The sequence below is a fragment of the Pseudomonas sp. BAY1663 genome, from assembly GCF_000582595.1.
Classification (GTDB): Bacteria; Pseudomonadota; Gammaproteobacteria; order Pseudomonadales; family Pseudomonadaceae; genus Stutzerimonas; species Stutzerimonas stutzeri_AF.
This window is the reverse complement of sequence record NZ_AZSV01000009.1, coordinates 40821-54641: the sequence shown is the minus strand read 5'-3', so window position 1 is coordinate 54641 and position 13821 is coordinate 40821. Positions and strand designations below refer to the sequence as shown.

Genomic DNA, 13821 nt, shown 5'->3' with positions numbered 1-13821 from the left:
ACAGACCTACGCACCAGCCATCAGGAGAGAGAATCATGGAAATCAACATCGGTATCGCCGAACAGGACCGTGCAGCCATCGCCGAAGGCCTGTCCCGCCTGCTCGCCGATACCTACACCCTGTACCTGAAGACCCACAACTTCCATTGGAACGTCACCGGCCCGATGTTCAACACCCTGCACACCATGTTCGAGACGCAGTACACCGAACTGGCGGTGGCGGTGGACGACATCGCCGAGCGCATCCGCGCCCTGGGCTTCCCGGCGCCGGGCACCTACTCCGCCTATGCCCGCCTGTCCTCGATCAAGGAAGAGGAAGGCGTTCCTGCCGCCGAAGAAATGATCAAGCTGCTGGTCGAAGGCCAGGAAGCCGTCGTGCGCACCGCCCGCGGTATCTTCCCGCTGCTGGACAAGACCAGCGACGAGCCGACCGCAGACCTGCTGACCCAGCGCATGCAAAGCCACGAAAAAACCGCCTGGATGCTGCGCAGCCTGCTGGCCGCCTGAGTAGTCGAGCAAGACGGACGGGGCGCGCTCGAGCGCCCCGCCCTGCCTGCAACCAACACCACCCCGCGACGAACCGCTCCCGCCCCGGCCGCCAAGGCACCTTCAGCCACAGCCGTTGATTTGAGCAGCCCTGCCCTTTGCTGTTAAATACGCCGCGCTGCAGCCCGGGCCAGCGATTCGCCAGACAGTGTTCGCTCCTGCCTGGCGAGCCCTCCACCACGAGGCTCCGGCAACTGCCGCTTTTCCTGTCGTGTTATCAACCGTGAGCCCTATAAGAATGCTTAAGATTGTCCATGTCCTGGCGGGCGCCATCGCCCTGCTGTTGTCATTTGTACCCAGTCTGCGCGGCGGCCTGCCGCTGCTGCTACAACCCGAAGCCCTGTGCCTGCTGATGCTCGGTTTGCTGAATGCCCAGTTCATCCCTTCCGCCCAGCTGGCTGACGCCCGCACCCGCCCGGTAATCGTCGCGGTGTCTTTGCTACTGGTACTCGCAGTCGTACTCCAGGCTGCCGTCCTGCTCGCCCCGCTGCCGGAAATCGCCGGCCAACCAGCCACCCTGGCCAGCCTGCTGCTCGTCTTCGTCGCGGTACTGCTGCACCTGGCCACGATCCAGGTCAGCGGCGGGCAACCCGCGGCGCGGACCCGCGCAAGCACACCGCCCAGCGTCGGTCGCGAGACCGGCACGGTGAAATGGTTCAACACCTCGAAAGGATTCGGTTTCATCTCGCGAGATAGCGGCGACGATGTGTTCGTACACTTTCGCGCCATTCGCGGCGAGGGGCACCGCGTACTGGTCGAAGGCCAGCGCGTGGAATTCACCATCATGATGCGCGACAAGGGATTGCAGGCCGAGGACGTCATCCCCGTGCAGCCTGGCCGCTGATCAGCCCGCAGGACGCACCACGCACAGCACGCAGCGCCGAGGCCTGGCGCTGCGCATTGCGAACCCTACGAAAGGCCAAGCCGCATTTGCCTGTTACATCGGCGCCGTAGGTTGGGTCGGGCGTAGGTTGGGTTGAGGAGCGAAGCGACGAAGCCCAACACGCCAAACCCGTGCCTGTTGGGCTTCGCTGCGCTCAGCGCCACCTACCCGAGAGCGCCGACCGCTCGAACAGTGGCTGTTAGCCAGGCACTTCCGGCAAGGCCTGTGCGTTCGCAACCCCGCCGTCCAAGTTCTTGACCCCGCCACTCAATAATGCGGCGGCGGCGCCTCATCCTCGCCCGCATCCAGCGTGCTCTGCATTTCCTCCTGGCGCCTGGCCAATGCGCCCATCTGCAACTGCATGCGCTCGATGACCCGCTGCTGGTCAACCAATACGTCGTTCAAGGTCTGGATCGTATCGTCCTGAAACGCCAGACGAGCCTCCAGATCGGCCACACGCGACTCCAGATCCATAGTCATTCTCCAAAACGGAAGTGATCGGTCAGTACCAGCCTGAGCTTTTCCCGAATGGCCGCCACTTGCTCGGCGCTATAAGGCTTTGCCGGCTGCCGGCCCCAGACCGGCGCCGGCCATGCCGCATCGCTCCGACGCCTGGCGATGACATGCATATGCAACTGCCCGACTACATTGCCGAGCGTCGCGATGTTCATCTTGTCCGCACCGAAGGTGTCCTTCAGCGTCTCGGCAAGCGAGGTGGTTTCCCGCCACAGGGCCTGTTGATCCGCGGCATCGAGCTGAAACAACTCGCTGACCTCCTCACGCCGCGGCACCAAGATGAACCAGGGGTACTGCGCATCATTCATCAACAGCAACCGGCAGAGCGGAAAGTCACCCAGCGGCAAGGTATCCTGCTCCAGGCGTGAATCGAGAACGAACATAGGGCTCTCCCGTTCGACAACGAAAATACGAGCAGCGCAGGCTGCGCTGCCCCGATCACGAAAGGATACCCCATGCCTGCGGCGCGACAAGAACCCACCCGGCAGCCGCACCAATACAGCGCAGCAGAGCCGATCACAAGCCCCATTCAAGTGCGCTCGCCCGATCAAAATCCTGGGGAAACCCGCAAAAACCGCTATTTTCAATTTGAGTACGTTTCTTGCTGAGTTCTTCGCGAACACGGCTTCAAAACGCCACAGCAGATAAAGCGCTGCTTGCTCTAGCGCACGACTAGAGCTAAACAGTACATTCTCTGAGTGGCTTTATGCTGAGCACAGCTCTCTATCTGATAAAAGCCTGATCGGAACCCAAGAAGTTGCATCTTTTTCGCTCACGAGCCGAAAGAGTAAGCACCGTTTAAAACCAAAGGAGCAATCACCAATGAAAGTGATGAAGTGGAGCGTAATCGCCCTGGCCGTAGCGGCGGGCACCTCCCAAATGGCATTCGCCAGCCAGCAATCGGAAGCCAAGGGCTTCGTCGAGGATGCAAATCTTGACCTGCTGCTGCGCAACACATATTGGAGCAGGGACTTCCGTGAAGGAGGAATTAACGACGCCAAGCCATGGGGCCAAGGCTTCATCGCAACCTTTGAGTCCGGATTCACGCAAGGCGTCATTGGCGTCGGGGTAGATGCATTCGGTTTGCTGGGTGTTCGACTGGACGGTGGTCGTGGCCACAACTTTGATCAGATGTTCGAGTTCGAGTCCGACGGCCATCCCGAGCGTGACGTCGGCCAGGCCGGCGCCGCTATCAAGGCACAGTTTTCTAACACTATCGTGAAGTACGGCGACCAAATGCCGATGATGCCGGTGCTCGCCTATGACGATTCGCGCCTGCTGCCCCAATCCTTCACCGGCACTCTCATTACCAGCAAAGAAATCGACGGCTTGGAACTGAACGCTGGCCGCTTCACCGCAGAAAGCTCTATGGCATCGTCCAGTCATGACGATGCAGCTTTGAAAAGCATTGACGTATTCGGCGGCACCTATCAATTCACCGAAGGATTGAGTGCTTCGCTTTACTTCTCTGACGTGGAGGACACGTACGACAAGAAATACGCGAACGTCAATTATGTGATGCCGCTGTCCGAAAGCCAGTCGCTAGCCTTCGACTTCAACTACTACAAAACCGACGACATCGACCAGCGCTTCCAAGGAGCTGACGGCGCCGCTGTCGACGACAACACCATCTGGAGCCTATCAGCCAAATACACCATTGGCGCGCATGCCTTTATCCTGGCCCACCAGCGCGTCTCCGGCGACACTGGTTATCTGTACGACTTTGGTGACGGCGGCAGCGCAATCTGGGTAGCGAACTCCTACTTGTCTGACTTCAATGGGAAAGATGAGCGCTCCTGGCAGGCCAGCTACGAGCTGGACTTCAGCGACTATGGCGTACCAGGACTTGCTTGGAAAACCGCCTATGTACGCGGGGACAATATTGACGCCGAGTTCTACGGTGGTACCGGAGAGGGTACCGAGCGTGAGATCTTTAACCAGGTTTCCTACACCGTCCAAAGTGGGCCCGCGAAGGATCTGAAGCTTCGCGCACGCAACTCCATCCTACGCACCAGTACAGAAATCAATGGATACGTGCCGGATATTGACGAATGGCGCCTGTTCGTCGAATACCCGCTGAGCATCCTGTAACCCAGGCGCCCAGACGTATCGATGCAAGGACAGAGCCCGGCGCAAGCCGGGCTCTTTCGTTTCACCATCCTGTCAAGCGCCTTCCCGCATCCTGTACGCCGCACCCCGCGCGCCGTACAATGCCGAGCCAAATTCCAGCCTCTGCAAGGACATAACGGCCACATGCGCACCAGTCAGTTCCTGCTCTCGACCCTCAAAGAAACTCCATCCGATGCAGTGGTCATCAGTCACCAGTTGATGCTGCGTGCCGGGATGATTCGCAAGCTGGCTTCCGGTCTGTATACCTGGATGCCGATGGGGCTGCGCGCCCTGCGCAAGGCCGAGGCCATCGTCCGCGAGGAGATGAACAAGGCCGGCGCCCTGGAAGTATTGATGCCGGCCATTCAGCCGGCCGAACTGTGGCAGGAGTCCGGCCGCTGGGAGCAGTACGGCCCCGAGCTGCTGCGCCTGAAGGACCGCCATGATCGCGAATTCTGTGTCGGCCCGACCCACGAAGAGGTCATTACCGACCTGGCGCGCAACGAGCTGAACAGCTACAAGCAGCTGCCGATCAACTTCTACCAGATCCAGACCAAGTTCCGCGACGAGATCCGTCCGCGCTTCGGCCTGATGCGTGGGCGCGAATTCCTGATGAAGGACGCCTACTCCTTCCACCTTTCCCAGGCGTCGCTGCAGGAAACCTACGACCGCATGCACACGGCGTACTGCAATATCTTCACCCGCCTGGGCCTGGGCTTCCGCCCGGTGCAGGCCGACACCGGCTCCATCGGCGGCACCGGCTCCCATGAATTCCACGTGCTGGCCGAGTCCGGTGAAGACGATATCGCCTTCAGCGACAGCTCCGACTACGCCGCCAACATCGAGAAGGCCGAGGCCATCCCGCGCGAGCGCGAGCGTGCGGCCGCCAGCGAAGAGCTGCGCCTGGTCGACACGCCGAACGCCAAGACCATCATCGAGCTGGTCGAGCAGTTCGGCCTGCCGATCGAGAAGACCATCAAGACGCTGGTGGTACAGGGCGTCGAGGAAGGCCAACTGGTTGCCCTGATCGTGCGTGGCGACCATGAGCTGAACGAGATCAAGGCCGCCAACCTGGAACAGGTCGCCAGCCCGCTGGCATTCGCCTCCGATGCGCAAATTCGCGCCGCGATCGGCGCGGGTCCCGGCTCGCTGGGGCCGCTGAACCTGCCGATTCCCTGCGTCATCGATCGCTCGGTCGCCCTGATGAGCGATTTCGGCGCCGGCGCCAACATCGACGACAAGCACTATTTCGGCCTGAACTGGGAGCGCGACCTGCCGTTGCCGCAGGTCGCCGATCTGCGCAACGTCGTCGCCGGCGACCCGAGCCCGGACGGCCAGGGCAGCCTGGTGATCAAGCGCGGCATCGAAGTCGGGCACATCTTCCAGCTCGGCACCAAGTACAGCGAAGCCATGAACTGCCAGGTGATGGGCGAGAACGGCAAGCCGGTGACGCTGATCATGGGCTGCTACGGCATCGGCGTGTCCCGCGTGGTCGCCGCCGCCATCGAGCAGAACTACGACGAACGCGGCATTCTCTGGCCGGACGCCTGGCGCCCTTCCAGATCGCGCTGGTCCCGATGAAGTACGAGACCGAAGCGGTTCGCGAGGCGACCGACAAGCTGTATGCCGAGCTCATCGCAGCCGGCTATGAAGTCCTGCTCGACGACCGTGACAAGAAGACCAGTCCGGGCGTCAAATTCGCCGACATGGAGCTGATCGGCATTCCGCACCGCATCGTCATCAGCGATCGCGGGCTGGCCGACGGCACCCTGGAGTACAAGCACCGTCGAGACGCCCAGCCACAGGCCGTCGCCGCTGCCGACATTCTGCCCTTCATCAATTCGCGTGTTCATCGCTGACCGGAAATCATGCTCAACCGACATGTAGTCGCTTCAACCGGCGCCGCGCTTTGCGCGGCGCTTCTCCTTGGCGGCTGCGCCAACCACCTGCCGCAACGCAGCGAATACGAGGCGCGCACCGAACGTACGTTGCTCGACCACAGCCTGCGCATCGAGCTCGGTGAGCCGCAGGTACTGGAACTGCCCCAGCGCCGCATTCGGGTTCAGGAACAGAAGACCTTCGAAGTCACCGATTTCGAGGTCACCCGTCGCTATGATCGCTACACCCCCTACCAGCCCTGGCGCGAGCTGTATGAAATCCCCCTGGGCGTGGTCGCGGTGGTCGCCGGCATCGGCGCCAACGTGCTCAACGTGGTGATGCTCGGCAACATACCGGAGAGCGCCACGCGCGACTGGATCAGCTACGGCTTCGCCGGCATCAACCCGTTCATGAATGTCGAATCCAACGGCCGCTCCCAGCAAAACCTTGCCAGCCTCGACGAGCAGCGCCGGGATGCGAGACTCGAATACTCCAGCCTGCCATGGGCCGAACGCCCGGTCACCGTCGTCGCCGGTCCGAATACCCACGAACTCGCCACTGACCGCAACGGCGTGCTGCGCCTGAACCTACTCGATGGGACCTTCGCCGACCAGGACATCACCCAGGTGGGCAAGCTGCTGCTGAGCGTCGAGGATCAGCAGGATGGCACCCGGGCCGACGCGGCCCTGCTGGTCAGCCACAAGCTGCGCGGCAAGCTGCAGGAGGCACATGAGCTGATCTTCGACGACCTCGAGGGCGACGACGTGGCGCAATGGGTGCATCGGGTCAAGCGCCTGTCCGAGCTGGGCCTGGAGGAAGAAGCCAGCGAACTCGAGCAAAGCCTGATCGAGCTGACTCGCAACGACCCGGAGCTGCAGCAGCAGTTCCTGCGCAGCCTGCTCGACGGTGCCACCCCGGGCGCCGACCGCGGGAACTGAAGCCCGATGAGGGTGCGCGATTTCCTGCTGCCAGTGCTGCTGGCCGTCGCGCTTCCCACGGCAGCCAGCATCCGCCAAGCCCCGGAACCCGAGCTACGCGAGCTGCTGCAACGTACCGTGGCCGAGGCGGACAGCTTTCAGAATCGCTTCGATGCCGAAGTCTGGCTGGTCGACATGTCCGGTCGGCTCGAACCCTATCTATCCAGTGCGGAGGAACGCCTGACACTGCTCAGGCTGGTTCATGGCGAGGCGAGCAGAGCCGGCCTGAAGCCCGAACTGATACTGGCGCTGATTCATGCCGAGAGCCATTTCGACCGCTTCGCCATTTCCAGCGTCGGGGCTCAGGGGATGATGCAGGTGATGCCCTTCTGGAAAGCGGAACTGGGCCGCCCGCAGGACAACCTCACCGACAACGCCACCAACCTGCGCTACGGCTGCACCATCCTCAGCTACTACCTGAGAAAGGAAAACGGCGACATCAACCGGGCGCTGGCGCGCTACAACGGCAGCCTGGGCAAGAATCGCTACCCGGCGAAGGTGATCGGCTTCTGGCAGGATTTCTGGTACGTCAGGCCGTAAGCGCGTGCGCCGAAGCCGCAACCTATGAACCATCGCACAATCGCACAATCGTAGGTTGGGTTGAGCGCAGCGAAGCCCAACGAGCGGCGTATCGGCCACCACGTCGGCATACACCTCATCTGCAACGTTGGGCTTCGGCACTACGTGCCTCAACCCAACCTACGCACCATCGCAACCGTAGTTGGGTTGGGAGTTGGGTTGGGGCCAGCCCCAGCGCACGAAGTAGCGAGGGCTAGCCTCCTTTCAGCCTCGCCAGGTGCCCGGCAATACCCTCGGCGGTCTGTTCGCCCACCAGGCGCTCGCGCACCTGACCGTCCCCGTCCACCAGATAGGTCACCGGCAATACGGCGCTGCGCGGAAGCTGCAGGCGCTCGGCCGGATCGTCGCTGAGCACGCGGAAACGAATCCCCAGCGCCTCGGCGGCCTGGGCCAGCTCCTCGCCGCGCAGTTCGTCGAAGTTGACGCCAAGCACCTCGATATCCGGCTGCGTCTCGGCCAACGCGTTGAGCTCCGGAATCTCGCTACGACAGGGGGCGCACCACTCGGCCCAATAATTGATCAGCAGCCAGCGCCCCTCGAGCTGAGTGCCGGTAACGGCACGCCCATGCTGGTCGACGCCCCAATCCTCCTCGCAGCCGGCCAGCAACAGGCAGGCGAGCAGAGCGAGCAACGCAGCGAACGGTTTGGTCATAGTCATGGGTCCCCACGGGCACAGATGCGGCAGCATACCGCTTCCCCAGGTTCATGGCACAGGCGCGGAGCTTCATCGCATTCCGTCGCAGACATGGAAAGCTGCCAAGGAACCGGCGCATTTTCATCGATCTGCGAGTCCGGTCACGTACCGCGGCGCTCAAGCGCACAGTTTTGCCGGAACGGCACTGCCTATAATTCGGCACCACCACCGATAGCCAGTAGCGAAGCCATGCCCAAACTCCATGACAAACTGATCGGTACCGTCCCCTCGCGCATTGTCGAGCAAGCCACCATCGCCCTGACCTCGTACGAAGGCCGCGTAGCGGAGTTCAACGTCGCCAGCTGGCTGCAAGTGCAAGGCCATGGGGGGCTATCGGTATCGCTAGTGGTCAAGTACCGCGATGGTCAGCAGCGGCGCGAAGCCGCGGTAGATCACGGACGAACCGACGCTGCCGGCAAGATCCTGCTTTCGGGAGTCGCCCGGTTGCTGGTCAGGCACAAGATCGAAGACCTGCAGGTCCATCTGCGCCCCGCTGCTGCGGTGACGGCGATCAACGTGGATGAACTGTTCGTGCATCCGGTCGAGCCCGTTGCAGCCGACAGGAAAACGGCCCAGGCCTAGGCGGCGATCCGCTCGGAACACCTCTCAGCTATTCATCCCTTTCGCCTTCGGCAGCGGCTCGTCCTCGATGGGCTGCTGCGTATCCGGCGTTCCTGCCCGTTGCACAAGCGATTCGGGCCATTGCGTGAAACACAGGCCAGTGAGGCGGTTCAACGATGCGAGCGCGGCATCAGGCGCCCGCTGGTGCAAATAAACAATGGTGCTGCGCTTACCGTTCATCACGCTGTCCTTTCCAGTCGCAAGGCTGACATAGCCAGAAGCGTGCCATACGCTGCAAACCCGGTCGGCACCCCGTCATACCGGCTTGGCGCGCGGCCAGTAATAGCAAAGTGCCTCAAAAAGCCTACACATTCACTCCCTTACTGACCATTTTTGTCACCGTTCACCTGCAGCCAGTCGCCCAGGCTGCCACCGAACAGGTTGGCTTGCTCCTTCTGCAGCAACTCAAGCGAACGACGCAGCGTCGGATACCACGGCTCGTCGAGCTGATCGGGCAGTTGCACACGCGCCGAGAGCGGCCAGGGATTGCTGCGCAGCAACTGGTCCAGGCTGTAATGCGCGAGATCGCGACAGAGCACCCAGCCCCCCGCCCCCGTACGGCAGACCAGTTGCTCGCGCTCGAAGAACTCGAGGATCTCATCCCACTCGTCCTCCGGCAGGCGCAGTCCCGCCTTGTGCAGATCATGCAGACGAAGCTCGCGCCCCTCCTGCTGGCGTTGATGCAGATTGCGCAGCAGCATCAGCATGACCAGCAGTCGCGGCAGGGGGCGGCGGCGCCACTGCTGCGATGACGACATTCCGCAGACCAGCTCGGCGCCGAACAGCACGATCATCCACGACAGATAGATCCACAACAGGAACAACGGCACCGCGGCGAAGGCACCATAGATCAGCTGGTAGCTGGGAAAGAAGCTGACGTACAGGCCGAACAACTGCTTCGCCGCCTCGAACAGCACCGCGGTGAACACGCCGCCCACCAAGGCATGGCGCAACGGTACGCGGGTGTTCGGCACTGCGGCGTAGATCAGGGTGAATGCCGCCACGCTGAGCAGCAGCGGCATCATCTTGATGACCGCGCCCACACCGATCACCGCATTGGGGCCGGAAATCAGCGACAGCGAAGCGATGTAGGTACTGGTGGCGAACCCGGCTCCCAGCAACAGCGGGCCCAGGCTGAGAATCGCCCAGTACAGCAGGAAGCTGGACACGCCTCTGCGCGGCTGGCGCACCCGCCAGATGGTGTTGAAGGCCTTTTCGATGGTCAGCAGCATCATCAGTGCCGTCGCCATCAGGAAACCGACGCCGAACCAGGTCAACTGACGCGCCTGGCTGGTGAAGGCCACCAGGTATTCCTGGATGGTCGCCCCGGTGGAAGGGATGAAATTGTTGAAGATGTAGAACTGGATCTGCTCGCCGACGCCCTTGAATGCAGGAATTGCCGACAGCATGGCGAAGGTCACGGTCATCATCGGCACCACGGCGAACAGCGTGGTATAGGTCAGCGCCGCCGCGCTGTGCGGCCCCTGATCGGTCAGGAAGCGCCTGACCAGGAAGCGGGCGAATTCCAGCATGTTGTCGATGCGCTGCTGCATCCGTTCTCCTTAAACGAACGGGGCCGATAAGCGGTCTCCGTCATATGGCCCAAACGGGTGGGCATGGCTCCTTCCGGCCAACCGGGACGCCGCATTTCGGTCGGCACCCCGAAGGTGGTTAGAATGGCCACCTCAACCGGCGAGACGCAACTATCAATGACCGAACTCATCCTGTATCACAACCCACGCTGTTCCAAATCGCGCGGCGCCCTGGAACTCCTGGAGGCCCGCGGCCTGAAACCCGAGATCGTGCGCTATCTGGAAACCCCGCCCAGCGCAGCCGAGCTCAAGGCCCTGCTGGACAAGCTCGGCCTCGCACCGAGGCAGTTATTGCGCACCGGCGAGGATGAGTACCAAAGCCTCGGCCTGGCCGATCCCGCCATCAGCGACGAACAGATCATCGACGCCATGGCCGAGCACCCGCGCCTGATCGAACGCCCTATCCTGATCGCCGGCGACAAGGCGATCGTCGGCCGACCGCCGGAAAAAGTGCTGGAGATCCTGCCGTGAGCGGCGCTTACATTCTAGTGCTGTACTACAGCCGGAACGGCGCCACCGCGGAAATGGCCCGGCAGATTGCCCGGGGCGTGGAGCTGACCGGCCTGGAAGCACGCCTGCGCACGGTCCCGGCGGTTTCCACGGAATGCGAGGCGGTAGCCCCGGCGATTCCCGACTCCGGTGCGCCGTATGCGACCCTCGACGACCTGAAGAACTGCGCCGGCCTGGCCCTCGGCAGCCCGACGCGCTTCGGCAACATGGCAGCCCCACTGAAATACTTTCTCGACGGCACCAGCAATCTCTGGCTCACCGGCGAACTGGTGGGCAAACCCGCCTGCGTGTTCACCTCAACCGCCAGCCTGCACGGCGGCCAGGAAAGCACCCTGCTGTCGATGCTCCTGCCGCTGATGCATCACGGCATGCTGGTGCTTGGCCTGCCCTACAGCGAAAACGCCCTGCTGGAAACCCGGGGCGGCGGCACGCCCTACGGCGCCAGCCATCACGCCGGGGCAGACGGCAAGCGCCTGCTCGATCAACATGAAATCGCCCTCTGCCGAGCCCTTGGCCAGCGGCTGGCGCAAACCGCCCTGCGCCTGGAGGCTCCCCGTGGCTAAGAAGCCGAAACCGCTGCCCTCCCTGGACTGGCTCAAGCCCCGGCTCAAACTCAGTCGCGTGATCGGCCTTGCCAGCTTTCTCGGCCTGGCCACATTGCTGGTCGTCTGGAACCTGATGTTCGCCGACCTGCACGGCGCCCGTACCTGGGTGGTACTCAGCATCCAGCTGGTCCCGCTGCTGCTGGTCGCCCCCGGCATCATCGCCGGCAGCCCGCGCGCGCATGCCTGGACCTGCTTCATCGTCAACCTGTACTTCATCCAGGGCGTACTGGCCGCCATCGACCCGGCGCGCATGCTCTATGGCTGGCTGCAAGCCGCGATCAGCCTGACGCTGTTCATCGCCGCCCTGCTCTACACCCGCTGGGGTTATCAGTACGAACGCAAGGCCGCGGGGGAAAGCTGAAACACGCCAGATCCCGCACACCGTAGGCGCGGGCCATGCTCGCGAATGCCGCCGATGCGAAAGCCTCTCGCGGGCATGACTCGGCGCCTGCTACGAAAACCGCACAAGGCGCTGCGAGATCCGCCCCTACCAGCCGAGGGTTTCCTTGAGGAAGGGAATGGTCAGCTTGCGCTGCGCCTGCAGCGAAGCCTGGTCCAGCTGGTCGAGCAATTCGAACAGCGCGTTCATGCTGCGCGCGCCACGGGTGAGGATGAAGCGGCCGACATCGTCCGGCAGGGTCAGACCGCGGCGCGAGGCGCGCAGTTGCAGGGCACGCAGCTTGTCCTCGTCGGACAGCTGCTGCAGCTGGAAGACCAGCGCCAGGCTCAGCCGCGACTGGAGGTCGGGCAACTGGATCGCCAGCTCCCGCGGCGATGCGTCCGCAGCCAGCAGCAGGCGCCGGCCGGCATCGCGCAGGCGGTTGAACAGATGGAACAGCGCCTCTTCCCACACCGGGTCGCCCGCCACCGCGTCGAGATCGTCCAGGCACACCAGCTCGCTCTGCTCGAGATTGTCCAGCAGCGCCGGGCCGTACTCGGCCACCTCGGCCAACGGCAGATAGACCGCCAGTTCGCCGCGCTCCTCCACCCTGAGGCAAGCTGCCTGGAGCAGGTGGCTACGGCCAACCCCGGCCTGCCCCCAGAGATAGATCAACTCATCGGACCAGCCCGCGGCAGGCGAGCACAAGCGCTCGACATAGCCGAGCGCCGCGGCGTTGGCGCCGGGATAGAAGTTGGCGAAGGTGGCGTCGTCGCGCAGGCGGACGCCCAGGGGGAGCTGGATGGGTTTCATGGCTGGCTGGATGGTTCGGCCGGCGCGCCGGCAGGCTCGGCATAAAGGTCCGAGAGTTTATACAGATCGTGCACGTGGCGCAGCAGAACCATGATCACCGCCGCCACCGGCAACGCCAGCAGCACACCGGTGAAACCGAACAGTTGGCCGCCGGCGAGCACTGCGAAGATCACCGCCACCGGATGCAGGCCGATGCGGTCGCCCACCAGCAGCGGCGTCAGCAGCATGCCCTCGAGCATCTGCCCGACCGTGAACACCGCTGCCACCCCCAGCAGCGGATAGGGGTCCAGGCCGAACTGGAACAGCACCGCCACCACCGCCGCGCCGATGCCGACGACGAAGCCCATGTAGGGCACGATGCTGGCCAGCCCGGCCAGCACGCCGATCAGCAGGCCGAGCTCCAGCCCTACCAGCATCAGGCCGCTCGCATAGATGACCGCCAGGGCCAGCATCACCAGCAGCTGGCCGCGCAGGAAGGCGCCGATCACCTCATGGCATTCGCTCATCAGGCGCACCACCATGCCTTCGCGCCGGCGTGGCAGCAGGCTGCGCAGCTTGGCCATGATCAGGTCCCAGTCACGCAGCAGATAGAAGCTCACCACGGGTATCAGCAGCAGATTGCCGATCCACGCCAGCAACGCCAGGCTGGAGGCGGTGGCCCGACTGAGGACCATTCCGAGCACGTCGGTGGTGCTGCCCAGATGCGCGGAAAACGCGGCCTTGAGCTGGTCGAAACGCCAGAAGTCCTCTTCCAGCCCGAACTGCGCCTGCACCCAGGGCAGCGCCTGCTGCTGCAGCCAGTCCAGCGCCAGCGGCGCCAGTTGGTACAGGTGCAGCAACTGCTTGCCGAGCATCGGCAGCAACACCAGCAGCATCAACAGCAGCAACAGGCTGAACAGGCCGAACACCGCGATCACCCCCCAGGTACGCGAAAGCCGCCAGCGCTCCAGGCGGTCGACCAGCGGATCGCCCAGGTAGGCCAGCAGCGTGCCGATCAGAAAGGGCGTCAGGATCGGCGTCAGCAGATACACCAGCCAGACGCACAGCAGCAGCCCGGCCAGCCAGAGCCAGCGATTCGAATCAGTGATGGTCATGGGTCAAGCCCTTGCTTGCGGAACGG

The 13821-nt window shown here is 63.2% G+C and carries 16 protein-coding genes and 1 pseudogene; 10 read left to right on the top strand and 7 right to left on the bottom strand.

Translation table 11 applies throughout. The annotated features are described in order from the left end of the window. The first annotated feature begins 35 nt into the window (after nt 1–35). Both BAY1663_RS04715 and BAY1663_RS25705 read left to right on the top strand, forming a co-directional pair. Nucleotides 36–506: a Dps family protein gene (locus BAY1663_RS04715; RefSeq protein ID WP_037038296.1), complete on the top strand. Its 471-nt coding sequence runs from the start codon at nt 36–38 to the stop codon at nt 504–506. 277 nt (nt 507–783) lie between these two features. Next, the gene (locus BAY1663_RS25705) at nt 784–1389 is read left to right on the top strand and encodes a cold shock domain-containing protein (RefSeq protein ID WP_037038295.1); all 606 of its coding nucleotides are present in this window, start codon (nt 784–786) and stop codon (nt 1387–1389) included. 306 nt (nt 1390–1695) lie between these two features. Here BAY1663_RS25705 and BAY1663_RS04705 read toward each other — a convergent pair whose 3' ends face one another. Next, nucleotides 1696–1902 carry a SlyX family protein gene (locus tag BAY1663_RS04705; protein ID WP_037038294.1) on the bottom strand — a complete coding sequence of 69 codons (207 nt, stop codon included), beginning with the start codon at nt 1900–1902 and terminating at the stop codon, nt 1696–1698. A 2-nt stretch (nt 1903–1904) separates the two neighbouring features. Further along, entirely contained in the window at nt 1905–2327 is a 423-nt protein-coding gene (locus tag BAY1663_RS04700; protein ID WP_037038293.1) for an HIT domain-containing protein, read from the bottom strand. A 439-nt stretch (nt 2328–2766) separates the two neighbouring features. On the opposite strand from BAY1663_RS04700, the gene BAY1663_RS04695 reads away from it, so the two are divergent. From BAY1663_RS04695 to BAY1663_RS04680, 4 genes and pseudogenes are all read left to right on the top strand, one after another. Continuing rightward, nucleotides 2767–4035 carry an OprD family porin gene (locus BAY1663_RS04695; RefSeq protein ID WP_037038292.1) on the top strand — a complete coding sequence of 423 codons (1269 nt, stop codon included), beginning with the start codon at nt 2767–2769 and terminating at the stop codon, nt 4033–4035. A 162-nt stretch (nt 4036–4197) separates the two neighbouring features. Beyond that, a pseudogene (locus BAY1663_RS04690) lies at nt 4198–5912 on the top strand (proline--tRNA ligase). Nucleotides 5913–5921: 9 nt separating this feature from the next. After that, entirely contained in the window at nt 5922–6869 is a 948-nt protein-coding gene (locus BAY1663_RS04685) for a hypothetical protein (RefSeq protein ID WP_037038290.1), read from the top strand. A gap of 6 nt (nt 6870–6875) precedes the next feature. Next, nucleotides 6876–7448 (top strand): lytic transglycosylase domain-containing protein, encoded by a 573-nt coding sequence (locus tag BAY1663_RS04680; protein WP_037038289.1) that lies wholly within the window; start codon nt 6876–6878, stop codon nt 7446–7448. Nucleotides 7449–7680: 232 nt separating this feature from the next. Here BAY1663_RS04680 and BAY1663_RS04675 read toward each other — a convergent pair whose 3' ends face one another. After that, nucleotides 7681–8139 (bottom strand): TlpA disulfide reductase family protein, encoded by a 459-nt coding sequence (locus BAY1663_RS04675; protein WP_037038287.1) that lies wholly within the window; start codon nt 8137–8139, stop codon nt 7681–7683. Nucleotides 8140–8370: 231 nt separating this feature from the next. On the opposite strand from BAY1663_RS04675, the gene BAY1663_RS04670 reads away from it, so the two are divergent. Then, complete coding sequence (locus BAY1663_RS04670; RefSeq protein WP_037038286.1) at nt 8371–8763, top strand: hypothetical protein; 393 nt, start codon at nt 8371–8373, stop codon at nt 8761–8763. A gap of 24 nt (nt 8764–8787) precedes the next feature. On the opposite strand, the gene BAY1663_RS04665 is transcribed toward BAY1663_RS04670, so the two are convergent. Both BAY1663_RS04665 and BAY1663_RS04660 read right to left on the bottom strand, forming a co-directional pair. Continuing rightward, the gene (locus BAY1663_RS04665; protein ID WP_037038285.1) at nt 8788–8982 is read right to left on the bottom strand and encodes a hypothetical protein; all 195 of its coding nucleotides are present in this window, start codon (nt 8980–8982) and stop codon (nt 8788–8790) included. 140 nt (nt 8983–9122) lie between these two features. Beyond that, nucleotides 9123–10355: a virulence factor BrkB family protein gene (locus BAY1663_RS04660; RefSeq protein WP_037038284.1), complete on the bottom strand. Its 1233-nt coding sequence runs from the start codon at nt 10353–10355 to the stop codon at nt 9123–9125. Nucleotides 10356–10511: 156 nt separating this feature from the next. On the opposite strand from BAY1663_RS04660, the gene arsC reads away from it, so the two are divergent. From arsC to BAY1663_RS04645, 3 genes are read left to right on the top strand one after another with little or no spacing between them, the layout of a single operon-like run. After that, nucleotides 10512–10865: an arsenate reductase (glutaredoxin) gene (arsC, locus tag BAY1663_RS04655; RefSeq protein WP_037038283.1), complete on the top strand. Its 354-nt coding sequence runs from the start codon at nt 10512–10514 to the stop codon at nt 10863–10865. After that, complete coding sequence (gene wrbA / locus BAY1663_RS04650) at nt 10862–11467, top strand: NAD(P)H:quinone oxidoreductase (protein ID WP_037038282.1); 606 nt, start codon at nt 10862–10864, stop codon at nt 11465–11467. The genes arsC and wrbA overlap by 4 nt, the downstream gene beginning before the upstream one ends. Then, the gene (locus tag BAY1663_RS04645; protein WP_037038281.1) at nt 11460–11870 is read left to right on the top strand and encodes a DUF2069 domain-containing protein; all 411 of its coding nucleotides are present in this window, start codon (nt 11460–11462) and stop codon (nt 11868–11870) included. Before wrbA ends, BAY1663_RS04645 begins: the two co-directional genes overlap by 8 nt. A 126-nt stretch (nt 11871–11996) precedes the next feature. Here the strand turns inward: BAY1663_RS04645 and hda are convergent, their stop codons facing one another. Next, nucleotides 11997–12701 (bottom strand): DnaA regulatory inactivator Hda, encoded by a 705-nt coding sequence (gene hda, locus BAY1663_RS04640; protein WP_037038280.1) that lies wholly within the window; start codon nt 12699–12701, stop codon nt 11997–11999. Then, on the bottom strand, nt 12698–13795 hold the full coding sequence (locus BAY1663_RS04635; protein WP_128576089.1) for an AI-2E family transporter: 1098 nt from the start codon (nt 13793–13795) through the stop codon (nt 12698–12700). The genes hda and BAY1663_RS04635 overlap by 4 nt, the downstream gene beginning before the upstream one ends. Nucleotides 13796–13821: the final 26 nt, after the last annotated feature.